The 26,945-nt window shown below is 61.1% G+C and carries 28 protein-coding genes; 14 read left to right on the top strand and 14 right to left on the bottom strand.

Translation table 11 applies throughout. The features are described 5' to 3' along the window. Positions 1-3: 3 nt before the first annotated feature. On the top strand, positions 4-1,512 hold the full coding sequence (locus tag NKH03_RS17710; RefSeq protein ID WP_352606462.1) for a phenylacetate--CoA ligase family protein: 1,509 nt from the start codon (positions 4-6) through the stop codon (positions 1,510-1,512). 18 nt (positions 1,513-1,530) lie between these two features. Continuing rightward, positions 1,531-2,562, top strand: coding sequence for a beta-ribofuranosylaminobenzene 5'-phosphate synthase family protein (locus NKH03_RS17705; protein ID WP_352606464.1), 1,032 nt, complete (start codon positions 1,531-1,533; stop codon positions 2,560-2,562). Here the strand turns inward: NKH03_RS17705 and NKH03_RS17700 are convergent. After that, the gene (locus NKH03_RS17700; protein WP_352606466.1) at positions 2,519-2,995 is read right to left on the bottom strand and encodes an NUDIX domain-containing protein; all 477 of its coding nucleotides are present in this window, start codon (positions 2,993-2,995) and stop codon (positions 2,519-2,521) included. The genes NKH03_RS17705 and NKH03_RS17700 overlap by 44 nt on opposite strands. 302 nt (positions 2,996-3,297) lie before the next feature. Here NKH03_RS17700 and NKH03_RS17695 point away from each other — a divergent pair, with 302 nt between their 5' ends. After that, complete coding sequence (locus NKH03_RS17695; RefSeq protein ID WP_352606468.1) at positions 3,298-4,677, top strand: S8 family serine peptidase; 1,380 nt, start codon at positions 3,298-3,300, stop codon at positions 4,675-4,677. Positions 4,678-4,736: 59 nt separating this feature from the next. On the opposite strand, the gene NKH03_RS17690 is transcribed toward NKH03_RS17695, so the two are convergent. Beyond that, the gene (locus NKH03_RS17690) at positions 4,737-5,756 is read right to left on the bottom strand and encodes a phosphoribosylaminoimidazolesuccinocarboxamide synthase (protein ID WP_352606524.1); all 1,020 of its coding nucleotides are present in this window, start codon (positions 5,754-5,756) and stop codon (positions 4,737-4,739) included. A gap of 131 nt (positions 5,757-5,887) precedes the next feature. Between NKH03_RS17690 and purH the strand changes: the two genes are divergently transcribed. After that, entirely contained in the window at positions 5,888-7,426 is a 1,539-nt protein-coding gene (gene purH / locus NKH03_RS17685) for a bifunctional phosphoribosylaminoimidazolecarboxamide formyltransferase/IMP cyclohydrolase (protein ID WP_352606470.1), read from the top strand. Positions 7,427-7,526: 100 nt separating this feature from the next. Here purH and NKH03_RS17680 read toward each other — a convergent pair whose 3' ends face one another. Beyond that, the gene (locus NKH03_RS17680; RefSeq protein ID WP_352606472.1) at positions 7,527-9,290 is read right to left on the bottom strand and encodes a GMC oxidoreductase; all 1,764 of its coding nucleotides are present in this window, start codon (positions 9,288-9,290) and stop codon (positions 7,527-7,529) included. A gap of 325 nt (positions 9,291-9,615) precedes the next feature. Here NKH03_RS17680 and NKH03_RS17675 point away from each other — a divergent pair, with 325 nt between their 5' ends. After that, on the top strand, positions 9,616-10,275 hold the full coding sequence (locus NKH03_RS17675) for a phosphoribosylanthranilate isomerase (RefSeq protein WP_352606474.1): 660 nt from the start codon (positions 9,616-9,618) through the stop codon (positions 10,273-10,275). Positions 10,276-10,290: 15 nt separating this feature from the next. On the opposite strand, the gene NKH03_RS17670 is transcribed toward NKH03_RS17675, so the two are convergent. The 3 genes from NKH03_RS17670 to NKH03_RS17660 are packed head-to-tail and all read right to left on the bottom strand — an operon-like array spanning position 10,291 to position 12,227. Beyond that, positions 10,291-11,517, bottom strand: coding sequence for an amidohydrolase family protein (locus tag NKH03_RS17670; protein WP_352606476.1), 1,227 nt, complete (start codon positions 11,515-11,517; stop codon positions 10,291-10,293). Positions 11,518-11,521: 4 nt separating this feature from the next. After that, the gene (locus NKH03_RS17665; protein WP_352606478.1) at positions 11,522-11,869 is read right to left on the bottom strand and encodes a hypothetical protein; all 348 of its coding nucleotides are present in this window, start codon (positions 11,867-11,869) and stop codon (positions 11,522-11,524) included. Further along, complete coding sequence (locus NKH03_RS17660; protein WP_352606480.1) at positions 11,859-12,227, bottom strand: Rieske (2Fe-2S) protein; 369 nt, start codon at positions 12,225-12,227, stop codon at positions 11,859-11,861. Before NKH03_RS17660 ends, NKH03_RS17665 begins: the two co-directional genes overlap by 11 nt. Positions 12,228-12,491: 264 nt before the next feature. Here NKH03_RS17660 and NKH03_RS17655 point away from each other — a divergent pair, with 264 nt between their 5' ends. The 4 genes from NKH03_RS17655 to NKH03_RS17640 all read left to right on the top strand — a co-directional run bounded on the left by NKH03_RS17655 (position 12,492) and on the right by NKH03_RS17640 (position 14,311). Beyond that, a complete protein-coding gene (locus tag NKH03_RS17655; RefSeq protein ID WP_352606482.1) occupies positions 12,492-13,295 on the top strand; it encodes a BtpA/SgcQ family protein in 804 nt (267 codons plus the stop codon). A 247-nt stretch (positions 13,296-13,542) separates the two neighbouring features. Then, the gene (locus NKH03_RS17650) at positions 13,543-13,725 is read left to right on the top strand and encodes a hypothetical protein (RefSeq protein ID WP_352606484.1); all 183 of its coding nucleotides are present in this window, start codon (positions 13,543-13,545) and stop codon (positions 13,723-13,725) included. Positions 13,726-13,733: 8 nt separating this feature from the next. Then, the gene (locus tag NKH03_RS17645) at positions 13,734-13,979 is read left to right on the top strand and encodes a hypothetical protein (protein ID WP_352606486.1); all 246 of its coding nucleotides are present in this window, start codon (positions 13,734-13,736) and stop codon (positions 13,977-13,979) included. 80 nt (positions 13,980-14,059) lie between these two features. Beyond that, positions 14,060-14,311, top strand: a complete 252-nt coding sequence (locus tag NKH03_RS17640) for a hypothetical protein (protein ID WP_352606488.1) — start codon at positions 14,060-14,062, stop codon at positions 14,309-14,311. 87 nt (positions 14,312-14,398) lie between these two features. On the opposite strand, the gene NKH03_RS17635 is transcribed toward NKH03_RS17640, so the two are convergent. From NKH03_RS17635 to NKH03_RS17615, 5 genes are all read right to left on the bottom strand, one after another. Next, positions 14,399-14,650 carry a DUF2285 domain-containing protein gene (locus tag NKH03_RS17635; RefSeq protein ID WP_352606490.1) on the bottom strand — a complete coding sequence of 84 codons (252 nt, stop codon included), beginning with the start codon at positions 14,648-14,650 and terminating at the stop codon, positions 14,399-14,401. Between the two features lie 237 nt (positions 14,651-14,887). After that, positions 14,888-15,076: a hypothetical protein gene (locus NKH03_RS17630; protein ID WP_352606492.1), complete on the bottom strand. Its 189-nt coding sequence runs from the start codon at positions 15,074-15,076 to the stop codon at positions 14,888-14,890. Between the two features lie 45 nt (positions 15,077-15,121). Beyond that, entirely contained in the window at positions 15,122-15,328 is a 207-nt protein-coding gene (locus NKH03_RS17625; RefSeq protein ID WP_352606494.1) for a hypothetical protein, read from the bottom strand. 6 nt (positions 15,329-15,334) lie between these two features. Continuing rightward, on the bottom strand, positions 15,335-17,788 hold the full coding sequence (locus tag NKH03_RS17620; protein ID WP_352606496.1) for a relaxase/mobilization nuclease domain-containing protein: 2,454 nt from the start codon (positions 17,786-17,788) through the stop codon (positions 15,335-15,337). A 3-nt stretch (positions 17,789-17,791) separates the two neighbouring features. Further along, positions 17,792-18,193: a MobC family plasmid mobilization relaxosome protein gene (locus tag NKH03_RS17615; RefSeq protein WP_352695716.1), complete on the bottom strand. Its 402-nt coding sequence runs from the start codon at positions 18,191-18,193 to the stop codon at positions 17,792-17,794. A 675-nt stretch (positions 18,194-18,868) separates the two neighbouring features. Here NKH03_RS17615 and NKH03_RS17610 point away from each other — a divergent pair. The 5 genes from NKH03_RS17610 to NKH03_RS17590 all read left to right on the top strand — a co-directional run bounded on the left by NKH03_RS17610 (position 18,869) and on the right by NKH03_RS17590 (position 21,626). After that, positions 18,869-19,582 carry a ParA family protein gene (locus NKH03_RS17610; RefSeq protein WP_352606526.1) on the top strand — a complete coding sequence of 238 codons (714 nt, stop codon included), beginning with the start codon at positions 18,869-18,871 and terminating at the stop codon, positions 19,580-19,582. 163 nt (positions 19,583-19,745) lie between these two features. Beyond that, positions 19,746-20,015, top strand: coding sequence for a hypothetical protein (locus NKH03_RS17605; RefSeq protein WP_352606498.1), 270 nt, complete (start codon positions 19,746-19,748; stop codon positions 20,013-20,015). Positions 20,016-20,018: 3 nt separating this feature from the next. Continuing rightward, on the top strand, positions 20,019-20,411 hold the full coding sequence (locus NKH03_RS17600; RefSeq protein ID WP_352606500.1) for a hypothetical protein: 393 nt from the start codon (positions 20,019-20,021) through the stop codon (positions 20,409-20,411). A gap of 281 nt (positions 20,412-20,692) precedes the next feature. After that, positions 20,693-21,184 (top strand): helix-turn-helix transcriptional regulator, encoded by a 492-nt coding sequence (locus NKH03_RS17595; RefSeq protein WP_352969531.1) that lies wholly within the window; start codon positions 20,693-20,695, stop codon positions 21,182-21,184. 40 nt (positions 21,185-21,224) lie between these two features. After that, entirely contained in the window at positions 21,225-21,626 is a 402-nt protein-coding gene (locus NKH03_RS17590; protein WP_352606504.1) for a hypothetical protein, read from the top strand. A gap of 397 nt (positions 21,627-22,023) precedes the next feature. Here NKH03_RS17590 and NKH03_RS17585 read toward each other — a convergent pair whose 3' ends face one another. The 3 genes from NKH03_RS17585 to NKH03_RS17575 form a co-directional block, all read right to left on the bottom strand. Then, complete coding sequence (locus tag NKH03_RS17585) at positions 22,024-22,695, bottom strand: tyrosine-type recombinase/integrase (RefSeq protein ID WP_352606506.1); 672 nt, start codon at positions 22,693-22,695, stop codon at positions 22,024-22,026. A 257-nt stretch (positions 22,696-22,952) separates the two neighbouring features. After that, positions 22,953-23,348, bottom strand: coding sequence for a hypothetical protein (locus NKH03_RS17580; protein WP_352606508.1), 396 nt, complete (start codon positions 23,346-23,348; stop codon positions 22,953-22,955). Positions 23,349-23,648: 300 nt separating this feature from the next. Next, on the bottom strand, positions 23,649-26,933 hold the full coding sequence (locus NKH03_RS17575) for an Eco57I restriction-modification methylase domain-containing protein (protein ID WP_352606510.1): 3,285 nt from the start codon (positions 26,931-26,933) through the stop codon (positions 23,649-23,651). Positions 26,934-26,945: the final 12 nt, after the last annotated feature.

Genomic DNA, 26,945 nt, shown 5'->3' with positions numbered 1-26,945 from the left:
AACATGCCTGATGATTCCCGGGGTCAGATCCGCATGACGGCGATATCCAAGAAACCGTCGCCAGAGACTTATGCCAGCGAACTCGCACGCCGCCTGTCCATGGTCGAGACACCATCGGCGACGGCGCTTCCCGAACTGTTCTACAGGTCCAACGGCGCATCCGCCTTGCACCGCGCGACGCTCAATTGTCTGCATGACTGGCTGGCGCGCTATACGCTGCGCGAGGCCCGCGCCAACTCGCCCTACTATCGGGCGCATTCGGCCTATGCCGAGCTTCCGGCGATCACACCAGGCGACCCCGTCGATCTGACTGCCTTGCCGGTGATCGACCGCAGGACTGTCGTCGAAAACCTCGAATCCATGGTTTCCGACACGTTGGAGTTGCGCCAGATATGCCATAGCTCCGGCACCACCGGCACGCCGCTCGAAGTCTATAAATCCTATGCGGAAGTCGCCTTCATCGGCGACTATTTCGGCAGCATGTTTGCGCCACTGCGCAAGATGTTCACCAAGATGCCGCTCGCTTTGTCGTTTCCAAATGTCAACCATGGTATGCCGCTGCCGATACCCGGTTTCGGCAAGACCTTCCATGGTGGCGTCACCGACGACACGCTGATCCGCGATGCAGTGCGCGTGCTCAGAACCAGGTACCGTATTCCCGGCCACAACGATCGCATATCGGTGCTGTCGGGACTTGAGCACCACATCCTCTTCTTCACCAGTTTCCTGATGGAGCAAGGCATCGACCCGCGCGAGTTCGGGCTGCAATCCGTCAACATCACCGGCAACCTCGTCGCTAGCCATTGGCGCGACTTCCTGGCCGATGCCTGGGGCGCGATCCTCAACGACCGTTTCACGCTGACTGAATTCGTCGGCGGCGCCTCGCGTCTCGGCAGGAGCGAGGAATTCGTGCTCGACCCGCAGATCATCGGCGAGGTCGTCGATGACGACGGCAAGCCGGTCGAGGAAGGCGTCGGCCGCCTAGTGCTCACCGGCCTCGCACCGTGGATACAGATGCAGCCGTTGATCCGCTACGACACCGGCGATCTGGTCTGGCGCACGCGCCGTGACGACCTGTCCAGCATGACCTTCCGCTTCCTCGGCAAACAGAAGAACGCCATCCGCCGCAAGCTGAACGGCAAACTCGAATGGCTGTTGTTCTCAGGGCCGCTGAACGAAATCCTGTCGCCGATCGCCGACATCCGCCTCTATGATTGGTTCGCCAATGTGCGAGTCGCCAAGGACCGGACCATTGGCTCGCTGCCTGTCATGGCAGTGAAGGCAAGTGACGACGACGTCGGCAAGATAACGCTGCGGATCGCCATCGAACTGCGCTATGCGCCCCACTGTTTTCGCGAGCGGACGCGGGCGATCGCCGAGACCATCACCCTGCAGCTTCGCGGCGTCGAAGGGACCACGCTGGGCAGCGCCATGGATCGTGGCGAGGTCGCCCTCGAATTCGACTTTAGGCCGCCAGAGGGCCTGAACGAACCGATCGTCATCAAGATCTGATTTCGCGGGAAACCAGCCATGTCCTTCCAGCCAGTCGCCATCGAATCGCCCTGCCGCCTCTCCTTTACCTTGATCGATCTGACTGGAGCAACCGGCAGGAAGAACGGCATGGCGTCGATGGTGGTCGAGGATCCAAGCTTTGCTTGCCGCGTCTGCGCGAGCGACCGCGACATCGTCGAGGTCGATGATGCAGGATCGGAGTACCGTGAGCACATTGCCGACTATCTCGGAAAGCTGCGCCGCGAGCTCGGCGGCGGGCGCGTCAGAATCGTCGTCGATCGCCCCATACCGACCCATTCCGGGTTCGGCTCCAAGACCAACACCCTGCTGTCGATCGGCAAGGCATTCGCGGCCGCCCATGGCCTGGACGTCACCACAGACCGCCTGGCTGGCATCGCCGGGCGTGCCGGCACGTCCGGCGGCACGGTCAACCTGATCGACCGCGGCGGCTTCCTTGTCGATGGCGGCCACGCAACGCCGCCGGGTTTTGCCGAAGCGCCCAACAAATATCTCTTGCCGAGCCGCTATGCGGGGGCCGGCCGCCGGCCGCCGGTGTTGATCTCGGCAGCTTTCCCCAGCTGGCCGCTGCTGATGATCCTGCCGGCCGGGCGACACATCCACGGCGATGCGGAACTGAAGTTCTTCCAGTCGACGTTGCCGATCCCGATCGAGGAGACCCGCCGCACCGCCCACATCGTGCTGATGAACCTTGCTCCCGCCGTGCTCGACCAGGACTATGGAGCATTCTGCAATGCGCTCAACGCCATCACCTTCGAAAGTTACTTCAAGGGCCGCCAGATCGCCCTGCAGAACGAGAACCTGAATCACGTCGTCACCAACGCCCGCGACAATGGCATCGACGCCATTGGCATGAGCAGCATGGGGCCGGTCTGCTTTTCTGTCACACAGACACCGGAGCGCGCCTGCGCCTGGCTCGACGAGCTTCAGGCCCGCGGCGTCGTGCGCCGCCACTGGTTCACGCGGGTAGCCAACGGTCCTGCAAAGGTCACGCAGTTGCCGGCTGCCGCAGAACAAGCTCGCACAGGGTGAGACGCAAGCTGTCCAGCTCGTAGCAAACAGTGCCTTCGACGCTGAAGCCGTCGAGAACGGCAGTCAGCCAATAGCGCTGGTCCGCCCACATGCTGTCGAAAGGCAATGCGTCGAGCGCGTGCCACGACAGCGCCCCCTCCCGTTCGAAGGCGTCGCCTTCCAGGGCTGTGGCGACGAAAATTTCGACGCTCAGTTCCAGCGATTGTGGCGCGGGGAAAAGCAGCGTCAGCGATCCGCGCGGCGAAGGATCGACGACGCGCAGGCCGGTCTCCTCCAGCACCTCGCGGACGACTGCCTCGGCAGCGGTCTCACCAGGTTCGATCTTGCCGCCCGGGCCGTTGAGCATGCCCGCCCAGATTCGCCCGGCGGGCCGTTCCTGCAGCAGCAGCCGGCAGGAACGCAGGATGAGGCAGGTCACCGTTCGCAGCGGCATGGGTGGTCCTCTCGGGGAACGTCTGAACGATTGCGGCCCCATCGCCATGGGAGCAACATGTTGTCTGACACCGCCGGGAAACAATCAAGATCGGGCAGCTGCCCTTCCCTGAATTCTCAGGTGAGAATTCAGGGCCTTCTTGGAGATTTTCGGAGATTGTGAACTACCGTTCCTCAAGTATCGATGGTATATTCCACAGTCAAGTGGATGAGGGTTCTGCGTTGTTTTAGCATCTGAAGATGTAGCGGCCTTGTTGTGTTTCAGTTTACAGAAACACGCGGACTGCGCCGAGGAGGAACGGCATGGCGAATACGAGCAATCGCGCCAGCTTCTATGAAGCGGCGCCACGGCTGGCGAATGGGCACCATCTGTTCGAAGACGGCCCTCTTCCCACGGCCAACAATCTCGAAGCGTTCCGGGCGAACCCGGTGGAGCTCGCGGCCGCCGAAGGGGCATTGAGCGCGCTCGGGCTTACGCCCGTAGCCCGCAATGATTTCACCATCACGGTCAGCGTCGACGCGATGCGGCCGACGGCAAGCTTCGGCGTGGCGAGCATGGGCGATGCAACCTGCCTGCGGCTTGGCGATCCGGCGTCCGATGTGCTTGTCGGCGGTCTGGCAGCACTTGCCCCCAGTGAATTCAGTACGCTACCGCCACTGCCGCCGCCAGCCGGCTATTTCCATCTGCGGGCACCGGGCGATTTGCAGGTCGTTCTCAACGGCGTCAACGCCGCTGCCGCCGGCTGGACCGGCTGCGGCACGCACGTCGCCGTGGTCGATTCCGGCTGCTATGTCGAGCATCCGTTTTTCCGTCAGCGCAACGCCGAGATCACAGTGGTGCTCGGGCCCGGTGCGTCCGATCCTGACGTGGACACACTTGGCCACGGCACGATGATCTGCGGCAACATCGTCAGCATCGCGCCACGCGCGCGCGTCACCATGATCAAGACGACGGATGACGCTTCGTTGGCCGCCTTCAAGCAAGCGGTGGCGCTGAAGCCGCGCCCGGACGTGATCCAGAATGCCTGGGGCAACCCGTCGGACGGCAGCATTGTCGCCGCCTATGACAGAGCCGTTCAGGCGGCGGTGCTGGACGCCATTGCCAAGGGCTGCGTGGTGGTGTTTGCCGCCGGCAACGCAAAGATCCTGTTCCCGCCGCAGATTCCCGAAGCCATCGGGGTTGGCGGCGCCTATATCAACGAGCAGGGCCAGATCATCGCCTCGACCTACGCCAGCGGCTATCGCAGCGTCGTTTTCGACGGGCGGATCGTGCCGGACTTTTGCGGCTTGGTCGGGCCGTGGCCGGCCGGCGTCTACATCGCTCTGCCGACCGCGCCCGGATCGATCATCGACAGCTATTCGGCCGAGAGGCGGTTTCCCGATGGCGACGACGGCTTTCCCGACGACGGCTGGGTGGTGATCAGCGGCACGTCCGCCGCCTCGGCGCAAGTGTCGGGCACGGTCGCGTTGCTGCGCCAGGTCGACCGGAAGCTCAACCAGGCAGCGGTAAAGGAGATGCTTGCCCGCACGGCGTTCAAGGTGGACATCGGAACCTCCGCGCAAGGCTCGCCGTCGGGTCCGCCCTATCCCAATCTGGCCACCGGCTTCGGGCTGATCGATATCGGTCGGGCGATCGAGGCCCTTGAGGCAGATCACGCCGCGAAGAGACCGAGGGCAGACTGAACCGCGGCGTCACCAAGCTCGGCTGCCGCAGAGGCCGGGCGCCGGCGTGGCGCCGCAACTCATGCCGCCGCCAGATGGCGGATCAACACCCGGTCGACCTCTTCCACCGTTTCATCGAGAGGCCGGGCGCCCCACACCGTCTCGCCCGTCCAGCTTTCGCACAGCGCCCGGTACATTTCGGCGACCGCGGCCAGCAGGTTGGCGGGCAGCCGTTCGGGCCTCGCCCATTTTTCGCGCGGCACGCCGGCCGCCACCAGTTGCTGCACCTGCCGCTCGAGGTCATGCGTCAGATAGTAGTCGCGCAAGGGCTGCTTCGAGACATGTCGGCCGGCGAGCAGGAAGCGGTTCTCGTCGGGCGTGCCGGCGACGTCGACCAGCATGATCCGGCCGTCATCGTCGATGCCGAACTCGACCTTGCCGTCGGCGCAGATGAGACCGCTTCGCGCGGCAAGGCCGCATACCACCGCATTGGTGTGCAGGGTCAGCTCGCGCACCATGGCAAAATCCCCGGCATCTAGCCTGGCGATCTCGCGCGCTTCGTCGGCCGGGATGAACCTGTCGATCTCCTCCAGCTTGGTGGTGAATTCGATGATCGGCTGCTCCAGCCAAGTGTTGGCCTCCGGTAACGTCTTGAGCCCCAGTTCCTCAAGCGTCACATTGCCCGCCGCGAGCCGCCGATAGACCGACGCGCCTGGCGGCAACATGTTGCGGTAGATCACCTGCAGCGGGACCAGGCGGGCGCGGTCCCCCTCGTGGAGTTCGTCTCGGGCCGGGTCGAGGACGTTGAGCAACCGTACATTGATCGAGCGCGGCGGGTCGAAGGCGATGAGGTGGGTCGGAACGCCGGCCTTTGCCGCCTCGCGCAAGGTCGCCACCGCCATGCGAGCGATCACTTCGCCCTTGTCGGGGATCTGGTCGGGCATTTTGCTGAAATGAAAGACAGAGTAGTCGTCAGTGAAAACGAACGCGCCACGGCCACTTCGCCCCGGTTTGGGAGCTTCGACGACGCGAAGGTCTTTGGTCGACCAGCGTTTGGGGATCGTACGTCTCCCGTTTCCATTGAGGCAGTATGATGACACTAACAAGAAGCGTCGCTATATTCAATTTATAGTTTAGATGAAGTCCGTTTCATGGCTCGTCCACGGGCCGTCCATGGACTGGCATTGTTCAAGCGGCAACCGCAGCGCTGCCGCATGGAAGGAAGCCTCCGATGTCCAATCCCAGGCCACGCCGCGCCATTATTTCGGTCTGGAACAAGGACGGTGTGGTCGAAATCGCCCGGGTCCTTCGGGATCTGGGTGTCGAGCTGTTCTCGACCGGCGGCACCGCCGCCACTCTTGCCGCGGCCGGCATGCGGGTCGCCGACATTGGCGAATTGACCGGCGTCGCCCCGCTCCTCGACGGTCGCGTCAAGGCGCTGCATCCTGCCGTCTTCGCCGGTCTGCTGGCGCGCCCGGACAGGCCGCAGCACGATGACGAATTGCGCAGCAACCGCTTTGCCCGCTTCGATTTTCTGGTTGCCGGCGTCCGGCCGTTCGAAGCTACCGCGGAAGACGAAGCCGGTGCCCTGGACCTGATCGATATCGGTGGGCCGGCTATGGTTCGCGCCGCCGCCAAGAACCCCGATGGCGTCGTGGTGATGACCGCTGTGGAAGACTATGCGCCTGTCATCGCCGCGCTCGCAAACGAAGGCGCCGTCAGCGCCTCGCTTCGCCGTTCGCTGGCATCCAGGGCTTTTGCACGGATGGCCGCGCACGATGCCGCGATCGCCGCTTGGTATGCGCGCGATGCCGATCCCTTCGCGGCGGAGGCGCTACATCTGACGGCTGCAAGTCGCAAGATTCTGCGCTACGGAGAAAACCCGCACCAGCGCGCCGCCCTATATCTGACCGGCGCGCGGAGCTGCGGCGCGGCGACGGCGACGCTACTGCAGGGCAAGGAGCTCAGCTATGTCAATCTTCTCGACGCGGATGCCGCATTCGCGCTAGCTTGCCGCTTCACCGAGCCCGCCGCCGTCATCGTCAAACATGCGGCTCCGTGCGGCGTCGCGGTGGCAGGAACTGGCCTCGAAGCCTATCAAAGGGCACATGCCGCCGATCCGTTGAGCGCCTTCGGCGGCACTGTCGGCTTGAATGTCCCGCTCGACGCCGCCACCGCCGAACGCCTGTCGCAGGTGTTCACCGAAGTGGTCATTGCGCCCGACGCCACGCCGGCGGCGCGGCAACTATTGGCGGCAAAGCCCAATCTGCGTCTGCTGGTCAATGGCACGGTTGGCGCGCCCGGCTGCACGGAGTTCCGCTCGATCGGCGGCGGCATCTTGATGCAGGATGTGGATCAATTGGCGCTGACGATCGACGATCTGCGCGTCGTCACCAGCAGACAGCCGTCGCCGCTCGAGCTGAACGACATGCTGTTCGGCTTTCAAGTGGTCAGGTTCGTCAAGTCGAACGCCGTCGTACTGGTCAGCGATCGGCAAACGCTCGGCATCGGTGGCGGACAAAGCAGCCGGATCGGCGCCGTCAAGCTAGCGTTGGCTGAACACGGCGAGAGCGCACCCCGGCCGTTGCAACTGGTGCTGGCGTCGGACGCCTTCTTTCCATTTCCCGACAGCGTCGAGGCGGCAGCCGCGGCCGGCGTCGCCGCGATCATCCAGCAAGGAAGTGCTGCGCGCGACCGCGACGTGATCGCTGCCGCCGACGCGGCCGGAATTGCGATGGCGTTCACCGGCGTACGCGCCTTTCGCCACTGAACCAGCTAGAGCAAATTCCACCTAAAGTGAAACCTAGATCCACTCACTTTTGACCATCGAGGACCTTCGGTTCGGGATCGTGGTCCAAGCAACTCGTTTCTCAACTCTTGCGTTTCGCCTTCTTGCGGTCGGACTCAGGTACCAGCCGTTCGACGAGGTCGAAGGCAAGACCGACCATGGTCATGGTTGGATTCCAGGAGCCAGCCTTCGGCCACAAGGCGCCGCCCGTGACATAGATGTTCTTTGCCGCGCGCAGCCGGTAGTCGAGGTCGACCGGCGCATCCTCACTCGACCCGATATGCAAGGTCGAGCTGTCATGCACCAGCGCGGTGTTGCGCCGCTCGGTGATGTTCGGCCGTTCCCGGCGCCACTCGCCGGCATCGGCGCTGCCATGCCAGTATTCGAGGTGGGTCGGCCCCTTTGGCGAGAGCACATCTTCCAGCGTCCGGAATGTCGCTTCATCCATGGTGTCCCAGGTGGAACGGTCGCCGGCGTTCTCGACGACCTGCAGCAGCGAATTGGTCGTCGGATCGGCATCGTCCGGATTGCCCCGGTACCAGGTTTGCGGGTTGTGGCAGTCGAGCTCGCCAAGGGTCGCGCAAGGGTAGATGACGTGATCGCGCGAGGTCAGAAGCTGCGCCATCGTGGCCGTCGTCAGCACGTCCGGCATGTAGCGCAGCGCGATGCCGGCGTTCTTCACCGGCTCCGGGTCGCTGACCGCCGAGATCTGGATGTGGAATTGCCTGGCGTAGCTGCCGTCCTTGCCCGCCACATAGCAGGCGCCAAGCTGCAGCCCGTGGAAAGCGCCGTTGGGGTCGAAGTCCTTGCGTGGCACCCGCGCCGTGATCGACGAGGTGAAATGCGAGGCGAAGCGATCGCCCAGGCCGCTGTCCGGGAACGCGTTGCGGACCAGCGTCGCCGCCGGCAGCGAGCCCATGGTGAGGATGAGCTTCGCCGCGCCAAGCGGCAGCACGCCCATGCTCGTCTCCAGCGCCGTCGCCGCGCCGAACTGCTGGACGATCCGCTCGACCACGCAGCCCGCGACAATGTGGAAGGGCGCACCGAGACCGACCTTGGCGCGGTCGCTTTGCAATCTAACGTGACCCAGAACCTCGCCAGGCGTCGCGAACTTCTGGAAATCGAGACCATCGACCGACTGCGCATCCGACGCCAGCGGCGCCGGCTCGGTCCTGTAGATCGAGGCAATCTTGCCGGGCGCCTCCTTGAGCAGCGCCTGCATGCGGTTCTGAAGCGGGCCGTAGACCGGACGCTCCTTGGCCAGACGCAACAACATCTCGGGAGCAACGTCCGCATCGACCTTGTTGGCCGGCTGCACATGCAGCAGCTTTTCAGCCGCCTCGAAATGGCGCCTGGCAGCAGCGATTGTCTCTTTCGGCCAGCCTTCCATCTCTTCCGTGGTCGGCCGCGGGCACCAGGCGCTCCACAGCGTCGATCGGCCGCCGAAGAAGGGCACCATGCCGTGCTGCCAGCGGATGGAGCCGCCTTCCAGCCCCGTGGCGGTGATGCTCGAGAGCGTCCAGGGAAAGGTTTCGGCAAGGCCGCCCATCGTCTCGACGAACGGGATCGGGAGATTCTGAAAGTGCTCGGGAAGGAAGAACGTTCCGCGCTCGATCATCAAGATGCGGCAGAAGGGGTCGCGCTCGAGGGCCTTGTGCACCACCGCCAGGCCGCAAAAACCCGACCCGATGACCACCAGATCGTATATGCCCTCCTCGCGCGCTTTCTTCCACTGCGTCCCGGACAGGAAGAAGTCATTGTTCATCACTTGCTGACCGGTCGGGCTTTGCGGGCCCGGCGTCGGATAGCCATAGTTGAAATTGGCGGAAGAGGCGGCCGCGCCCATCGAAACTTCCTTCTTGGTGACTGCGCTACAGAAGTGAAAACGAGATACTGACACCCTATGTCGAAATTGCAGCATCAGCAACTATATATCCGACAACAAAAAGTTCCTTCTTATTTTACGAAATGCTAAAAAGAAAATCTCTTGACGATTGTTTTATGGTTCTCTAGCGTGCTTTGACACTTGGAGAGGAAAGGTAGTCAAAATTTTCGGGTGACCCGCGCGACGTCCGATCGATCAGGTCGACCGGATGAACTTTGTTGTTCGTTGCAAAGTCTGCTCGGAGAAAGAAACGAGATGCGCCGGGGGGAGGCAGAGGCAACCTTCCATGTTGACACAGATCTATGAAGTCTCCGGCCCGGAGGAGGCGCGGGCCGTCGCCATGATCGGCGTCGATCATATTGGCGCCAAGGTCGGCTCGGGGCAGTTTCCGCGCGAGCTGTCGGTCGCCGCGGCGGCCGAGATCATCGCCGCCATCCCGCCGCCGTCGAAATTTTCGGCGCTCTTTCTGAGCAGCGATATCGACCGGATCGAGACATGGACGCGTGAATTGCGCCCGGCGATCGTGCATCTCGGCGCGCGCCCCGAGATGTTGTCGCCGGCCGATCTTCTGGCGCTGAAGCGGAAGCTGCCGGAGAGCCTGATGATGCGCAGCATACCCGTTTCCGGCGAGGACAGCCTTGCGGTCGCCCGCAGCTATGACGGCATCGCCGACATTCTCATGCTGGACAGCATCCGGCAGGCCGACAACAAGGTCGGGGCGCTCGGCATCACCCATGACTGGAGCCTCAGCCGCCGCATCGTCGAGCTCGTCTCGATACCGGTGTTCCTGGCCGGCGGGCTCGGTCCCGACAATGTCGCCGAGGCGATCCGCCTGGTGCGGCCGGCGGGTGTCGATTCCAAGACCAGGACCGACCGGGAGGGCACGCACGCCAAGGATCTCGAACGGGTGCGGCGGTACCACGAGGCGGCCCGCGCGGCAGGTTGAGGGTGTGGCTGGACGTCACAGGGAAGGCGGACGCCTGTCGGGCAAGCGAAACAACGCCTGTGCATTGCGGCCCAGTATGTTGCGCTTGGCGGTCTCACCGAGAAACGGCAGATCGTGGATGACCCGCGGCGTGTCGAAATCGAAATGCGGCCAGTCCGAGGACCACAGCAATTGAGTTTCGGCTGCGATCATCTCGAAAGTGACTTCCAGCGCCTTCATGTTGCTGCGCTCCATCGGCTGGCTGGAATACCAGCAATGCTGTCGCATATAGTCGGACGGCAGCATCTTAAGCGCCGGCGCCTCCGACTGGCGCATCAGGAACTGGTCGTCGAGGCGCTGCATCAGGAAGGGGATCCAAGCAAGCCCGCTTTCGACCCATAGCGACTTCAGGCCCGGGAACCGCTCGGGAATGCCCTGCAGAACCCAGTTGGTCATGTGCACCATGTTGCACCAGACGAAGCCCAGCGCATGCATGCCGAGGAAGGTGGGGATCGTCGCCAGCGACGGGTCCTGCCAATGGTAGCCGGCGTGGAAGCAGATCGGCTTGCCGGTCTCCTCGATCATCCGGTAGAGCCGCATATAGTCGTTGGCGTGCACCGGCTTATAGCGGGTCGACGTCACCATGAAGCCAACAACCTTGTCGTTGCCGGCATGCTCCGCTACCACCTTGCAAGCTTCCTCCGGCGTGTTGAACGGCAAATAGAGCAAGGCGATGATGCCGTTGTCGCCGGCTAGCAGCGTGTCGACGACCCAGCGATTGTAGGCGCGGGCGAGAGCCACTTCCATGTGTGGCTGCGGATGCATGCCGAGCATCAGCATCGAGGTGGGAAAAACCACCATATAGGCAGCCGCCAGCCCCTGCATGGCGCGGCGGGTCAGTTCGACATCGCGGTGAATGCCCGGCCGCGGCTCGATCCTCTCGCGCTGATCGGACTGGTGTGGAATGCGGCCGCCGCAATCCTGGTAGCGCATGCCGAAATCGCCGACCAATCCGTAAGGCGGCGAGCCCACCCGTTCGCGGTGATAGGCTTCGGCCTGGTCGCGCAGCACCGGATCGTCAATGTAGCGGACGATCTCCTTCCACGATATCGACTCGACATGGTGGGCATCGACATCGACGATGGTCCAGTCGGAATAGCCGTTCGCCTCGGCATGCTGGCGCGCGTGACGCAGATATTCGCGCGTGTCGGTGCAGGTATCGATGTCCTTGAGGTCGCTGGAATGGCCGGTTTTGCTGTCCATCGTCTCACCTGTCGGGATCGGTCAGGTAATGGTCTTCCGGCCGCCGCCGCGACCACAGCCCGAACTCCATCGGTCCGAGGCGCAACGCGCGCAATATCTCGGTCGTCGCCGTCAGCGCTTCGGTTGGCGTCACCACCTCGTCATAGCCGCCCACCAGCGCGCGGAACGTGCGCATGCCGCCATCGGCCTTCGCCGCATAGAGCTTGATCGCTGCGGTCATGACGCGGCGAACCGCCTCGTCGGAGATACGATCCGCATCGCCGCCGTCCAACGCCTGCCGCGCCAAGGCCCAGAAGCGCTCGGCAGCCGCCTCTGCCTCGGCATAGGGATCGTTGCGCCCTTCAATCGACATGCAGCACGATCTCCCCATTGTGGACCACCGCCTCGATCGGATCGAGTGCCAGCCTTTTGGTGCCGGCGTGGCTGCCGGTGCGGATGTCGAACTCAGCGCCGTGCCATGGGCAGACTATGTGGCGCACCGTCTCGTCATAGAGCAGACCATGAAGCTTACGGTCAGCATCGATATTCTCGATGACCCGCTTGAAGATGAGCCCCTGGCACACTGGCCCGCCCTGATGTGGACAGACGTTGCGCCAGGCATAGAACGCATCGCCAAGCCTGAAAATGCCAATTTCGGTCCCGCCTATGCTGACCAGCAGCTTGCTACCGTCCTCGAAATCGGAAACTGATGCAACCCTGTATTCGGCCATGACCGCTCTCAGCATCATTCATGTGCAAAGCAATCTAGCACCGGATCGTGGAGCAACACCATCGAAAACGGGACATGGCACAGTATCTGGTGTGGCTATCATTTATGGTGAACAAAGTCAGGCGCACGAAATTCCATTCTTTTGATGTCTGACCTGTTTCGACTGTGTTAGTGTCCGGCGACTAACGCCGGCAGAATTTCTACGGCACCGACGGCGGGAACGCTGTCGACGTACAGTGGTGCTTGTACTGGGAGAGAACCTGTCATGGTGATGAATATCAGAGGCTTCGACGGCAAGAAGCCTATCGTCGGCGTCATCCATTTGCTGCCGCTGCCCGGCGCGCCCAGATACGCCGGCGATAGCCGCAGAATCGCCGAAATGGCGCTCGCTGACGCGGCGGCGCTCGCCGAAGGCGGCGTCGACGCAATCATGATCGAGAATTTCGGCGACACACCGTTTTTCCCGGACAATGTTCCGCGCGAGACCATCGCCTGGATGAGCCGCATCGGCGGCATGATCAGGGACCGCCACGATGTGCCGCTGGGTGTCTGCGTGCTGCGCAACGACGGCCGCGCCGCCCTTGCCGTCGCCCACGCCATCGAGGCCGAATTCATCCGCGTCTGCATTCTCGGGTCGCCGCGCGTCACCGACCAGGGACTGGTCGAAGGCCGCGCCTACGAGTTGCTGCGCGACCGCGTGCGGTTCGGCGCCGACATCAAGATCTTCGCCGACGTCGACATCAAGCACTCCTCTCCGCTGGCCGTCGGCTTTTCGATCCGGGCGGAAGCGGCCGATCTCGTATCCAGGTCGCATGCCGACGCGCTGATCGTGACGGGACCGGCGACCGGCATGTCCATCGACGAATCGGATCTGTCGACGTTGCAGGGCGTTGCGGACGTACCGATCTTCGTCGGCAGCGGTGTGACCGACAAGAGCATCGCGAAACTGGCCGAACAGGCCAACGGCTTCATCGTCGGCACTGCCTTCAAGGATTCGAAACGCGCCGACGCACGGATCGATCCGGACAAGGTTCGGTCCATGGTGCGCCAGCTTCACCCGGCGCAGTGATCCTTGTTGTCGAGGCCTTTAATTTCGGACTGGAACGTCTCCGGGGAGTTGAGGTCGCGGACGCTTCACCCCAGAGTCGGCAAGAACGTCTTTCACAATCCTGGCAAAGCTGCCGACCGGGTCGGGTGTCGCTTGGCAGTTTGGATGGCCAACTGCAATTCTATCGGGTGAGCCGGGACGTAAACGCGACCGTCAAAGACGGGGAGCCGAACGATAGCCAACATATGATCGAACCGATTGCACTGCTATGAGCGACGAAATCCGGCTTCCTGAAACGTCCGAGCCCTTGCGAGCGCACGGCCCGATTGAAAGCCACGTTTGCGAACATCCGGGCTGCGGTAAGTTTGGCGGTTTCGGTTTCGCTAAGCCGAGGAAACCATCGCGCTGGTTCTGCCTGGAACATCGCGCCGACGGCGAAAGCTATCTTTGAGGGAAAACATGATCAGCCTGCCAAAAAGTCAGAATGAATATCCCGATCGCAAGATCGATTGCCAGGAGGCCATGGAGCCAGGCTTCCAGGCGATTGTCGATTGCATGTTGGAAGCGGGCTGGACGCGCGGAGAGATCATGCGCTCGCTTCGGCTCCTGATCGCGGCCGACAACATGACGCAAATGGAAAACGCCAAGGTCGAGGCGCAGCTCGCGATTGCGCGCGCCATGATTCGCGCCGGCCGCCCTTTCTAGCTCAGCGAAAAATCTGCAGCTTGGCGCGCTGCTTATTAGCAATATCTTGACGACCGCCGAGGCAGCTCCAGAATCATGGAATGGCGTGGGAAATCTCAGACATCAATATCGGCGATGAGGTGGCGGTAACCGTCACCGTCTTGAAGCTGCTGGATGACGGACGGGCCAGCGTCAGCATCCCGTCCTGCGGGTTCCCCTATTCAATCCCTGTACCGAAGAAGGCCAAGCCAGGCGACAAACTACAGCTTACAGGCGAAGTCACGCGCGTGGACGAGGACCATAGAATAGTGACCGTGAAGGCCGGTGGCCGTGGATGCCGATACGATCACTGATTGGACGCCTGTTCCGCGCAAAAAGATGGCGCTTCGAGATGGAGGCGTATTAGAACTAACAGCATCGCCACCGCCGTCCAACAGCGTTCAGTGCGGCGCACCGCCTGCCAGAAGATATCTGTAGCCGTTCGTCGTCATCCAGCGGGCGCGGGCGAGATGCGTCTCCCAAGCCCTGAATGCCCGCTCAGGCTCCTTCTCTGGATCGATATGTAGAACGATCCTGGCGACCTCCCTCCAGTCCGCATTTTCAGCGGCTGCATCGAGAAGACGGATATAAGTCAGGAACGAAGACGTCGGCGCCACGTCGGCAACATCGGGATCGAGCAAAGGCTTGAGCATGATGATCTACCTAAAGAAGGCGGCATCGTACCAAAGCGTCAAGAGAAAAAAAGGCGCCGCACATTTGGGCCCTGGGGTCGCGGTGACTTCTCGGAATTCGTGCAGCCGTTACACCGACGTTGAAATACGAGCGCCGCGTCCGGCCTATTCGACGTTCTGCCGCCGGCGCGATAAGCAGCTCGGACGAGCGCTGATCGGTACAGTGGACTGCCACAAGGCAGCCTATCTTCTTCGTCGTTAGTGGATCCCCGCAGCAGGCTGTAAAGTGAGCCGCTCTTGACGTTTATATGCTGCCCAAGCCTCGGCGGGCACTGCCGAATCCGCCCGGGCCAGCCAGTCCGCGCGCTCAGCCTCGGTGAGTGAATTCCACCACTGCATACCGGCTATTTCGTCAGCAGTCGGATTCCGGTTCGGATCGTCTGCCATTTTCTCATCCTTGCATAAGACTCGAGCGCCAGGGGCCCGCAACTATCAGAACGGCCAAAATCCGGCCAAAAAAGCCAGCGTTTCGCTGCTCCACTGCATGAAGTTTTGGTACCAGCCAGACACCGTTTCATAAGCAACCTGCAATGCACCCAGGAAGAAAACGACACAGATGACGATAGCAAATACCTTGCCAAACCCCTCGTCACCCTTCGGGTCGCTGCTCTGGTAAACGTAATCCTGTCGATTAAACATGGTCCATTAACGGTCCCGGTCGTCGCGGTCGCGTTCCCTTCTTTCTAGTTCCTCGCGCTCCAACTCCTCGAGGCGAGGAATATGCTGTTGCGCCGGATCGGTCCGCGTCGTTTCACCGCCGCGTTGTGCGGCCTCCTTGTCCCTGTTTAACTTATCCTGCAGCCGATTTGTAGCATCCACGGTCGACGCCAGTTCGTGAGCCTGCTCGGCCGGTTCGCCCGGCCGGCGCTCGGCCTCCTCGGGGCGAGGATCTCGCTGCTGTTCGATCACGGCATCGACATTTGCAGGGGTTTTGCCCTGCTCTTCTGCCGGCCGCTCTTGGGTCTGCTCTGCCGCCTCGATGGCGCGCTTGAGCTCCGGATCCTTCTCGGCTACCTCGCGCATATAGGTGTTGCCCTGGACGGCAAGCTCTGCCGCGCGAGCCAGTCCGCGTTCAATATCTGCTCGGAATACCCTTGGATCGTTGGAAAGCTCCCCGGCCTCAATTCTATTCAAACCCTCGCGACTGGTTTCGATGTCCACAAGAACGTCATTTGCCGCCTCGACAACCGCCTTACCGTGTTTGGCGGCTGCCGCATCCCACTGTTCATTCGCATCGTCTCGACGCTCCCGGCCTTTGTCTCGCCCGGTCGCAGTTCCCTGCTCCGCCTGTGCCTGGCCCTTCATCTCGTAAAGCTCTATGAGCTCGCGCCGGCCATTCACATGCTCGCGAGCAACAGACGCGACTTCATCAAAATCGGCTCGCTCGTCCGGACCGACGCTCCGCTCTAGCCGGAACAAAGCCGTCTCGACCTTCTTTTCATAAGCTTCAAACTCTGCCCGCGTTGTCTCGCGCATCTCCTGACCCTCCAAAACGATTTTCTGCAATGTTACCAGATTGGCGCGGAATTTTGACCCGAAATCTGCATGGATGACATTTACGCTCCCTTCGGCCAGACCAGTCGAGAGGCTTGCTGTCAAGTGATCCCGCTGCTGCTCTGCATAAGCGACAACACGTCGATCACCGCTGACGAGTGCAATTTTCTGCCAACTCTGCGTTGCCTTTATGGCATACTCCCGGCTTCTTTCGGCCTTCGCCAGACTGCGCCGTCCGCCCCGCTTGGCATCGTACCGTCCCTGTGCCGCCTCGCTGGTCCCGACGTGCTCGGTCCGCCCTTCACTGCTCACCGGCCTCACCTGATTGCGGGTGAAGGCGGGCGGACTGGCGAACTCGCGGCGATCGGTCATCTCCATCGCGATTCCATGCGCCCGAGCCATCCGCGCCATTGTGGCCCGCCACTCTCGAAACACCTGAGGGGTCGTCTCGATCCGATCGCCCGATTCCGATCGCATGGTGATGATCGCGTGCGCATGGACATGTGGCCGCTTGCCCCCCTCGCCTTCTTCCTTCGGATCATTGGCCGGATCATGCATGGCAAACACATAGCGATGGCCGGCGAACTGCTCGGCAAGGAAGTCGCGTGCAGCGTTTTCAAACGCCTCGACATTCGTTCCGGCCCGGGCCGACATGATCAGGTGCATCACGTCGCGGCCTTTGCGGCTGTGCAGATCACCGCGCCATTCCTTTTGCACCAGGTCGCCAGCGAGCTTTTCGTCACCGATGACTTGGCCGCGGTCATCGCGAACGTTGCCGTCATGACGTTCGACCAGGCTGCGCAATTTGCTGGCGCCATACTCGACACCGTTGCCGTAGCCCTGGAACGAGAACCGCGCCGCCACATCCTGAGCGGCCGCACTCGCGTCATATCGCGCTTGAATGATGCTGGCGGCCTTGTCGTCGCCAGTCAGCCGCTCGCCCTGCCCGCTTCTGAGTACCACCGCTCCTTGAACCGTCAACGCGCCGTCGGCCAGGCGCGTAACGGCGTAAGCATAGCGTCGATCGCCGAACGCGCTCGTCAAACTGTTCCTGACCAGCTCATGCATCGCCTCGTCTGACGAAACCGCCGCAGTCGCAATCTCTACGGTGAAGCTGCCGATATCGCGGCTCTCTGCGCGGTTCTGGAACAGATGGTTCCAGTCTCCCCGCAACAGCGCTAGATCCTCGCGGCTCCTGATGCGCTCGCCGTTCTCGTTCTCGACAGCGAGCTCGCCGCCGCGCGACACATAATTCAGCATCGCCCCTACCCTCGCGCCGGCGCCATAGGATGCCATTTTGACAACCGCGGGCTGGCTGCCCTGGGCAACCGCCGCTAGCCGCGCTTCTATTGGACGGGACGCATCTGCTGCTGCCCGCGTCTCGGCCGCGAAGATCGACTTGGCGGCCGTCCGCCGCATTTTCGGCTGGCTGCCACCGCCGCCACCAGCACCACCGCCACCGCCCAGCGCGGCCATCGCTTTCAATCGACGCTTCATTTCGTCTTCGGCCGACGATCGGCGTTTTGGCCCAAGCGATAGCTCATGCAGCAACGCCGCGCGGCGCTGTTCCCATTCGCTCGTAAAGGCGCCGAAGAAGATTTCCACCCCTTATCCCTCCCCTCGCCGCTTGTGGCCGGCGCGCTTCGCCAGCGACCGTAACTCGGTCAAAACGGCCGCCTGGATGCGCTGCACGTTGCCAAGATTGATGTCGATCTCGCTTGGGTGAACGGTCTTGCCGCTGTTTATTGATCGCGCCACCTGGTTCAGGTTGACGCCGATCGCGCGCATGTCCTCCAGCAACAGCGCCATGACGAGCCGATCATCCTTAGTCAGGATTGGTCGTACGCCGGCGCCTTCGAGGATTAGCGACCGGAAAAATCCCGAAACCGTCATGTCGGCCGCTTTGGCAGCCTTTTCGATCTCCGCATATTCGTCCGCGCTGACGCGGGCATGCACCATTCGACCCTTCCGGTCCGGCTCGAGCCGGACCTCGAATTTCGCGTCGTCCATTGGCCTTTGGCCCCTCTCTCTGGCGCTTGCGGCAGGCATCGAGGGCTTGTTCCTCGATCGTCGGGAAAAATGTCGCACATTTTTCCGTATCCTGCCACCTCAATAGGCGTTAAATTTGTACTCAATAACACCAACTTTTCAAGCGGCCGACACTTCGCTCGACTTTACCGCGACCACGAGCTCGCCCTGCCCATCAAACGTTAAAACGCTCTCCAGGGTTCACCTCCAGGACCGCTTTGTCGGCCTTTGTGTGCCCCTCGGACTCGCCCGCAAGGGACGCTCCGCTCTTCGCCCTGGCCGGCTGCGTGCGAGGGTCACAGACGGCCTTCGCGCGGCTCCGGGGTTCACCACAAAAGGACCGGGAAGGTCTGCGGCGGCGCTGACTGCCTCTTTGGCTAAACGAGGTCGACTGGCGAGGGCTCCAGGGTTTGCTCAACGCCAGCGTGCGAACATTCCAGTTTCACACGATGTGTTCACATGCCATGACGTTCCGACGTGAAAGGAAGATGTGATTGAAGTATCACACCTTGGGATAGTGAGGCGTGATCGCATCGTGTAAAAAGGCCATGCGAACGCAAGCATTCGCTTGGAAATGCAGTTGCCCAAGAGGAGGGCATGAGCGTGGCGACGGCCTGCCGTGTTCGGCTTTGGGGCGCCAAAAGAGGGAGATCAGACATGCCTCGAAGAATTTGCGCGATCAGCGGCAAAGGCGGCGCCGGGAAGACGACAGCCATTATCCTCATTGCCGGCGAGTACGCTATTCAGGGAAAGAAGGTTCTTCTGATCGACGCCGATCCGCGCCAGAACCTCGCCGAATGGTGGAAGCGATGTGACGCCAAGGACAATCTTCCGGCCAACATCGAGCTGCACGGCGCGGCAACCCAGCGAAGCATTGAAACTGTGCTGGCCGAACGACACGGCGTCTACGACGTAATCCTGATGGACTCACCGGGCGTCGACAGCGTCATCCGCGATACGATCATCCGCAACTCCGACCTGGTGCTGACGCCAATTCAGCCGAACCAGGATGAAATCAAGGCGGCCGGCGAAGCCGCCACCATCACGGCGGATATTGGCGACAAGGAGGGGCGCGCGATTCCCCACCTCAACGTGGTGACGCGCATCGCCCTGCCGGGGCGCGTTCTCGAAGCTTACAGGCTGATCCGTCCGTTCATCGCCAATCTTCGCGACAATGGCTATGAATCAACGCTGATGGAAACCGAGCTCACCGAAAGAAATTGCTACCGCGAAATCCGTAACGGCCTAGGCACCTTGCAGATGCTCGAGCTGACCGACCCGGTCATGAAGGGCCGCGCGGAGGTCGCGGCGTTTGTGACCGAGCTGGATCGCCATCTCGCGACAAACCGGGAAAAGGTGGGAAATGTCTAAGCCAGGCAAACTGTCCGTCTCTGACTTTCCGATCGCTCCGCGACGGCCGAAGCCAGCCACATCCAAAGCCGCGATGAAACCAGCCTCTTTGTCGGAAGAGGCAGAGGCGCGAATGCCTGCACGGGAACCAACAGCGGCTCCGGTTTCAGAAGCTGACGCGACAATGGAACTGCCGCGGCGCGGTCTGCCAAACCCAGGCGGTGAAGAGCGCAAGAGCAAGTCGATCGAACGTGCTCTGGCTCAGGAGGAGGGACGCTATCGCCTGCGCGACCTCAAACGAGCGCACGCGCGAGAAGCCAAGCACTACGTCAATTGCCCGCTGGACTACGACACGAAGATGCGACTGCAAAAGGCCGCCTTCGACAACGACATCAAGATGACGGTGATTATAAAGGCGGCCATCGACCAGTTTCTCCGAGACAACGGCTATTGATCCGTGGGCGGCCGAAGCTTCCTGCTCGGGATGATGATTGGTATCCTTATTGGCATCTACGCCGCACCGTTCGTCGGTAGCCAAGGCTTCGACTTTGGTGAAGGCTCAAAGGCCGCTTCCCTATTGAACGGACTTAGGGAATCCGCTCTCGGTGCGGCCATCCGGCCGTCTGACGAAACCGCCAAAGGCGAGCTGTTTCGCTTATCCAATTGGGATATCTCAATGCACGGGACCGGATCGACGGTTACCGTGAAGCGATGTATTAGTCTCGGCAAAGATTCTATCGCGTGCGAACTCTTGGCGCATCTGGGGTGGGTCGATGGGGAAAAACTTGTCGAAGCTGTGTTCGAGGGCGAACCGGGTACTTGGCGAATGGTTGCAGCCAGGGCGCGCTGATTTTCTCTCAGTGGGCTGTGCCTATCCCCGCGCCAGCTCAAGGGCGTTATGAATGCAGGCTTCCGCCAGAAAGAACCATGCGAGGCGAGCGCAACACGGCCCTGATGGTCGTTTATTGCGAGTAGCGGAAAGCGCTGTCCTCACTCCCCGCTTCTGGAAAATCGCTGTGCAAGGAAGTGCCGGGGCGTACTTGGGTCAATCCCGTTTTGAATGTTTGATTGAGGTCGTCGCCCTGCCCGCGACTGGAAAAAGGCAAGAAGGGAGAGGACGTGGCTAACGATATGGACGCCTATAAAAACAAGATGGAATTGGTTGAGACGATCGATCCTGAGATCGACAAGCCTGTTTTCCGCCGGCCGGGGTTTGAAGGCATCAAAACACTCGGCGAGATCGATGAAAGAGTAGCTCAGTTCATTCGCAAGGCGCGCGAGGACAAGGACCTAACGCGCGCCGAGCTCGCGCCCTTGCTTGGCCTTTCGATGCAGGTTTATGGCCGCTATGAACGCGCATTCTCAAAAATGCACGTCACGCGCATGATCCACCTGTGCGAAATCCTCGGATTCATGCCGATGGAAATGCTGTTCAGCGCTGCCCCGCATCTATGGGGCCGCACGCCGGAGGAAGCGCGCGACACCGTGGAACTCGCGCGACAGGTCGTGTCTTTGCCGCACGGCACCAAGCGCGATCTGCTGGCCCTGGTCAAGAAAATGGTAGATTTGGAGCGTGCCGCCGGCACCGCGCCGGCGGATGCGTCAAAGGGCAACGGCCATTAGGAGCCGCACAATTGAGTGTGCTGGCCAAGCGGAGGGAAGCATGAATCTGACGGTCGAAGAAGCGAAGCTGGACGAGGTATTTGCCGACACCGTCCGGATCCCAAAGAAGCATCGGAATGGCACACCCAACGGTACCGTCGTTCGGATAAAAAACGATGGCAAAGCCGTGTACGCGGTGGTCCGAGGCTTGGCTGACGACACGAGGCCTGTGATCTGGGTGGACGAGTTCCTACGCAGACAGTTGGGCGTGGCGCTTGGCGGTAGGATAGACAGCGCGAACATCGTTCCCGCAAAGTGGTGGCAGCACATCTTCTGGTACTACCACGCATCCAATCCGTCGGTGCGCGTCCCGGCGCGGGTGGCGGTGATCTCCCTTTGCCTCGGGGTATTGTCGGTCGCGCTCGGTATCTGGTCCGTCTACCTCACCTATCGCGCAGCGTGATGGTCGTTACAAAAAGCAATAGGCGGCTTGCGATGCACAGATCGAAGGCGCGTGCCGGCGGCACACTGGGCGTGTAGGACTTCAAGCAGATGGCGCAGCTCGTCAGGCCCGCCGCCCGGCCTGAGTCTCCGCCGAGCACGATGCCGCCACCGCCACAGGACCTGGACGACTGGCCAAAATCGGTTGCCTCCGTCTGCCGACGCCAGCGGCCCATCCCGGCGGCGGTGCGCTGAAGAGTCTAGGCGAGCCAGGCGAACGAATCGACGCCGTTCATCTTCGCGGTTTATGCCGACCGCCGAACTATGCCGAGCGCCTCTTCCGATCATGGAGGTATGAAGCGCTTTGCCCGCCATTTCGACCAGGAACCGGTCGTTGACACTCGGCATAGTTCTCATGCTCAAAGGGCGTTCAGGAATTCAAGAAGTCGGTCGTTTGGCCGAAATCGTTCGGCCTTTGCGCGTTCGTATGGCTTCAGCTTGCCAAGTGCGGATTCCTTCAGCTCAAGATGTGCGTGAAGATAGGTCAGCGTCGTTTCCATCGCCTCATGGCCGAGCCATAGGGCGATGACCGAACAATCGACGCCCGCCTGCAGCAGCTCCATGGCAGCGCTGTGCCTCAAAACATGGGGCGACACCCGCTTCGAGCGGAGGGGGACGCAATGTTCACGAGCTTTGGCGACATATTTGTTCAGCAGCGCCTGCACACCGTCGGCGCTCAACTTGCCGCCGTGCATGTTCGGAAAGAGAGCCGTTGCGCCCCGCTTCCTGGGCTCGTTGAGCCAACCCCGAAGGGCTTGCTGTGCAACCTTGGTGAGCGGCGTACTTCGCTCCTTGCGGCCCTTGCCAACGCATCGCACGTGGGCACCGTGCCCCAGCATCACCGAGTCCCGGTCGAGATCGATGATCTCCGAGACCCGCAACCCCGTTTGCGCGGCCAGCAAGAGCAAAGTGTGATCACGCCGTCCCAGCCATGTGCTGCGATCCGGGCAGGACAGGATCGCTTCAATCTCGGGCCTGGTGAGAAACTGAAGCTGTCGCTTGTCGCATCGCTTGCTCGGGATCGCGAGCACGCGTTGAATCTGGGCGCTATGGGCCGGCTCCTCGAACGATGCATATCTGAAGAAAGACCGAATGGCCGTGAGGCGGAGATTCCGGGTGCTCACTGAGGCGGACCGCAGTGTCTCGAGGTCCTCCAGGAATGCGCCGATGAAACCCGAGAAACAACCGGCCCGATCTACTCGACCCGGTGAGGGACGATGTGTTCGATCTATAGCTCACCGGAGCCCTGCAAGATTGACCTTCAGGGCATAGACATCATCAACCTTGGTCACCTCACCTTCCCGCTCGCGATCATGCGCGCGGCGAACGCCTCGATCTCCGCCGAGGTAATGACGGCGTTCACTCCGTCGGCATCCTTCGCAACCAATTTGTCGGCAGGAATTCGAACGACCGGCACTATTGAAAGTAGCAATCCTATTTGACCACCCCTTAATTGCCGACTCATTTGAGCCGGTCGCGCTCTAATTCGACGACACCGGCCGGCGTCGAGCTTTGGCGCATAGAGCGCTTCGAGATAGCGGATCGCAGTTTCCACCGAAAACGGCTCGGCTACTTTGTCGGGTTCATGGAAATTAGTAGCGAGCGCTGTCCATATTGCCGCATCAAAGCTGTTTGCCTGCGCCCAGGTCTTGATCGCCGTGACAGCTTGCGGGTGACGTTCCATGGCTCTGTCACCGTGCCTACCAGAGGCGACATCGACAAATCCGACACCTTTCGCGCTTGGCATGCCTTCACGGAGGCGGAGGTTCTCGATGGCCGCATCGAGATCGCCAATGGCGCGCCTGCGGCGATATAGGTAGAGCAGGACGCGCCGAAGGCTTCGTCGATCACGAGCGTTAGACGCCCGCCACGGGAGACCCTGCTGAATTCGATCGGCAAACGCGGACCGTTTGGCTCAAACTCCGCGGCTACGGCCAGATCGCCACGCTTCTCACAAGGGAACCCCAGGCCAGGACTGCGACCTTCATTCACCCTCGCCTGCAAGGTCATCGGCCGCGCCCATTCGGAATTTTGCGTCGTAGTTCACCAAATAGTCGACCTGCTTCGGAGATAGTTCAAGATAGGACCCGAGCTGACGATCGAGTTGATCAATTATCGCTTTACTCTTCTTCGGGTAAATGAACTGAATTCGAAGAGTATCATGCTTAAACCGCATCGACCTGGTCACAGACCTTTCCTGCAAATCATCCATCAGTGATACGACCGTATCGATTATCTGATCGGAATACGGGGAGCTGGCCAACGCTTCCAAGTGCATTGGAAGCGCCTCAACCTCCCGCTTGTTGAGATGCCGACAATCGGAAGTGACTGTGACAAACCAATAGAACAAATTAGAATTGAGGCAGGCCAGTGCCAAACTGGCTAGCCGGGAGTTTGTAAACGTTATCCGCTTGAATTCGGATGGCGGTCTCTCGTTACCATTTCCGTCCAAGACCTTTGGTGTGAAGTTCAGGACCTGAAGAAAGTATCCTACCTTTCTTGAATACAGTACGCAGCCACTGCCGCCCCTCACGAAATACTTGGCGATTGGGGTCTTCTGGTGGGCAAGATGCTCAGCGACCTCTACGTCACGTTCAGAGCCAATCTTCGCCATGCTCTTGGGCACCAGCGTCAGCGACGACCTAGCGTACGCCAGCATGCCAAATAGATGTGGTCTCTCTTCCGAGAACCACTTTTGATAGCGCGTCGCGTAGATCGTCGGGGAATTGGACCGGATTCCCAGGATGTGTATGGTTAAGCGGATGTGCTCGAGTCCATCGAACAGTCGAGAAGGTCTGTCGTCATAATTGCTGAAATACAGGTCGTAGCTCGTAAGATATTTTTGGAGAGGGTAGTAGCGGTCGGTCGAGACGGAGGAAACCGGAACAATGAATCCTTGGCGGCCGCTCGCACTAATCAAATGGCCGCATCTCTCAAGTACGAGTGCGTATAAATTCCCGCATCCCTCGCATTCATAACCCCTAGCGGCGTAAGCCCTTACCTCTAGCAATTCTATGTAGGGCGGGTTTCCGATAACGACATCAAAGCCGCCGCCCTGCATGATGCCGTAAAATTCAATAAACCAATGGAAGGGTTCGTGGCTCTTAAGCCACTTCGAATAAGCGGGGGTGTCGGTACTCACTCCGTATTCGACAGCAAGCTGGCGGTTGAGTTCTTCCTCCAAATGCTTGAGCCGCTCGCGAAGCCTTGCCTTATCCGCGGGCGGGACCGAGCCATCCCCCTCCATCTGGCGCGCGCGAAAGGCGTCGGACGCTTGCTGAAGATCGGCAGCGCTTCGGGTGATGCGGCCCACGGCGTTGTCAAGGTCAAGCTTGCTCGTCAGCGCTCTTTTCACGTCGCCATAAGTTGCGTAGCCGACCAGCGTGTTGCCGGCGCGGATATTGAAATCGATGTCCGGCAGCGGTTCGATGCCGAGGTTTTCGTGCTTCTGATCGGGATCGACTTGTGCCGCAAGTTTCAGGAACAAGCGGAGCTTACAGATCTCGACCGCCTCTTCCATAATATCGACACCGAAGAGATTGTTCAGGATGATGCTCTTCAGCGTGAAGTAGCGGGCGTTCGGGTGCGCGCTGACCTTAGCCAGCGTAGCTTTGAAATCCTCGAACTTCTTCGGTGCGTGGCCTTCGGCCGAGCGCTCAAGATCGGCTACAAAGGCCTCCATCCGATCGAGACAGGTCTCGTAGAGCGGTTCGAGGATGTTAAGCGCGGCGAACAGGAATGCGCCTGAGCCGCAGGTGGGATCAAGAACCGTGACGGCCTCGATCGCCTTCCAGAAGGCGCGCAGCAGGTCCGGGCCTTCGCAGCGCTCGATCACGTCCTGGGCGAATTGTCGTATGTCGACATTGAGCGTGATGAGATCATTGACGTCGCGGATCTCGCCCGCCGCCAGTTTTGCGCGGATTTCCGCATGGCGGGTGCGTCGCGCCACGACCTCGCGCCAGATTTCCGTAGGCAAGGCGAAGTCGGCGGGCGCCTTCTGGTTCCATTGCGAGCGCGCCGAAACGTCTTCGATGCCAGCCGCGATCTCGGGCGGGATCGCGTGTTCTACGCCGTGCTTGACGGCGGTGTAGATATAGCGGTCCGGATCGTCGCGCAGGTGATCCCAGATCGTCGGCCCGCCCGGGTTCTCAAAGGCCACCTTGCATTTTGCCTTGGCGGCATCGAACAGGAAGGGGATCACCGTGCTCTTCGAAATGTACTCGGTGATGTCCTCCTTTGTGTAGTAGGCGCCCATCTGCTTCTGGTTGATGTATTTCTCGAAGATGTAGCCGAGAACGTCCGGATTGATCTCGTTGTCGTTGCGCAGCGGCCGTTCGTCGAGATGCCATTGATAGCGGTCGAAATAGGCGAAGATGCGTGTGAAGGCTTCGTCCGGAATCTTGATGTCCGGGCAGCGCTCCTCGATCGGGTGTTTTTCGAACAGGCCGCCGTTCAGATAGGGGATGCGGCCGAGGAGCTTATCGAGTTCCGGGTTCCGCGCCTTGCCGCCAAGCCCTTCATGGAATAGGCGCAGCAAGAAATAGCGGTAGAAGGAATAGAACTTGTCCTGTCCTTTTTCCCGCTGGCAGCGCGCAAGCCGGTCGCGCAAATAGTCCCGCTCGCCGTTCAAAAACCCCTTCCGCTGCATGAAGTAAATGAACATCAAGCGGTTGAGCATCAGCGAGGCATACCATTCCTTGTCCGCCACCTCGGTGATGCCGCTGATGAAGCTGAGGAACGCGATATGTTCCTTTGTGAACTGGTCGTAGAAACGCTTTGTGACGCGTTCGACATCGAAGGCGGCGCGAGCCCGCGCCGTGACATCAACCAGCGTAAGGGCGTTCTCCTCGGCGAGTGAGAACGCGATCGCTTCCAGCTTTTGCAGGAAGCCGCGATTGCCCGATGACGCATACCAAAAGTGCTCGGGAACCGAGGCGGGTTTGCCGGCCTCGCGCCGCGCCCAGCACCAGATCTGCTCCGCGCGTTTCGCGTCGGTGAAGATGATGAGGTGCTCAAGCGTCGTCTTTGCGACTTGGGTCTCGATCTTCCTTCGCATGGCGCGATCGGGGATTTGCTGCCCGGCAGGCGCCTGGCAGACCCAGGCAACCATCCCGCGCTTCTCGGCGACTGCTCGCAGCGCAAATGTCGTGCCCGCGCTGGGAATCGAGAGGTCGGCAGCGTGTCGATCCCATCCCAGTTCCTCGATGAAGAGCTTCGCGAACTCGAATTGTTCCAGCAGCGTTCTGGCATTCCCGGCGTTGAAGTCCATCCCCGTCCCCTT

It is taken from the genome of Mesorhizobium sp. M1406, from assembly GCF_040317555.1.
Lineage (GTDB): Bacteria > Pseudomonadota > Alphaproteobacteria > Rhizobiales > Rhizobiaceae > Mesorhizobium.
Note: the sequence above shows the minus strand (reverse complement) of the source record. Positions and strands in the feature narration are given on the sequence as shown.

Bases quoted from the DNA above. Each gene is read 5' to 3' on its own strand.
- NKH03_RS17710 (WP_352606462.1), top strand. From the start codon at position 4: ATGCCTGATGATTCCCGGGGTCAGATCCGCATGACGGCGATATCCAAG.
- NKH03_RS17705 (WP_352606464.1), top strand. From the start codon at position 1,531: ATGTCCTTCCAGCCAGTCGCCATCGAATCGCCCTGCCGCCTCTCCTTT.
- NKH03_RS17700 (WP_352606466.1), bottom strand. From the start codon at position 2,995: ATGCCGCTGCGAACGGTGACCTGCCTCATCCTGCGTTCCTGCCGGCTG.
- NKH03_RS17695 (WP_352606468.1), top strand. From the start codon at position 3,298: ATGGCGAATACGAGCAATCGCGCCAGCTTCTATGAAGCGGCGCCACGG.
- purH (WP_352606470.1), top strand. From the start codon at position 5,888: ATGTCCAATCCCAGGCCACGCCGCGCCATTATTTCGGTCTGGAACAAG.
- NKH03_RS17680 (WP_352606472.1), bottom strand. From the start codon at position 9,290: ATGGGCGCGGCCGCCTCTTCCGCCAATTTCAACTATGGCTATCCGACG.
- NKH03_RS17675 (WP_352606474.1), top strand. From the start codon at position 9,616: ATGTTGACACAGATCTATGAAGTCTCCGGCCCGGAGGAGGCGCGGGCC.
- NKH03_RS17670 (WP_352606476.1), bottom strand. From the start codon at position 11,517: ATGGACAGCAAAACCGGCCATTCCAGCGACCTCAAGGACATCGATACC.
- NKH03_RS17665 (WP_352606478.1), bottom strand. From the start codon at position 11,869: ATGTCGATTGAAGGGCGCAACGATCCCTATGCCGAGGCAGAGGCGGCT.
- NKH03_RS17660 (WP_352606480.1), bottom strand. From the start codon at position 12,227: ATGGCCGAATACAGGGTTGCATCAGTTTCCGATTTCGAGGACGGTAGC.
- NKH03_RS17655 (WP_352606482.1), top strand. From the start codon at position 12,492: ATGGTGATGAATATCAGAGGCTTCGACGGCAAGAAGCCTATCGTCGGC.
- NKH03_RS17650 (WP_352606484.1), top strand. From the start codon at position 13,543: ATGAGCGACGAAATCCGGCTTCCTGAAACGTCCGAGCCCTTGCGAGCG.
- NKH03_RS17645 (WP_352606486.1), top strand. From the start codon at position 13,734: ATGATCAGCCTGCCAAAAAGTCAGAATGAATATCCCGATCGCAAGATC.
- NKH03_RS17640 (WP_352606488.1), top strand. From the start codon at position 14,060: ATGGCGTGGGAAATCTCAGACATCAATATCGGCGATGAGGTGGCGGTA.
- NKH03_RS17635 (WP_352606490.1), bottom strand. From the start codon at position 14,650: ATGCTCAAGCCTTTGCTCGATCCCGATGTTGCCGACGTGGCGCCGACG.
- NKH03_RS17630 (WP_352606492.1), bottom strand. From the start codon at position 15,076: ATGGCAGACGATCCGAACCGGAATCCGACTGCTGACGAAATAGCCGGT.
- NKH03_RS17625 (WP_352606494.1), bottom strand. From the start codon at position 15,328: ATGTTTAATCGACAGGATTACGTTTACCAGAGCAGCGACCCGAAGGGT.
- NKH03_RS17615 (WP_352695716.1), bottom strand. From the start codon at position 18,193: ATGGACGACGCGAAATTCGAGGTCCGGCTCGAGCCGGACCGGAAGGGT.
- NKH03_RS17610 (WP_352606526.1), top strand. From the start codon at position 18,869: ATGCCTCGAAGAATTTGCGCGATCAGCGGCAAAGGCGGCGCCGGGAAG.
- NKH03_RS17605 (WP_352606498.1), top strand. From the start codon at position 19,746: ATGGAACTGCCGCGGCGCGGTCTGCCAAACCCAGGCGGTGAAGAGCGC.
- NKH03_RS17595 (WP_352969531.1), top strand. From the start codon at position 20,693: ATGGACGCCTATAAAAACAAGATGGAATTGGTTGAGACGATCGATCCT.
- NKH03_RS17590 (WP_352606504.1), top strand. From the start codon at position 21,225: ATGAATCTGACGGTCGAAGAAGCGAAGCTGGACGAGGTATTTGCCGAC.
- NKH03_RS17580 (WP_352606508.1), bottom strand. From the start codon at position 23,348: ATGGAACGTCACCCGCAAGCTGTCACGGCGATCAAGACCTGGGCGCAG.
- NKH03_RS17575 (WP_352606510.1), bottom strand. From the start codon at position 26,933: ATGGACTTCAACGCCGGGAATGCCAGAACGCTGCTGGAACAATTCGAG.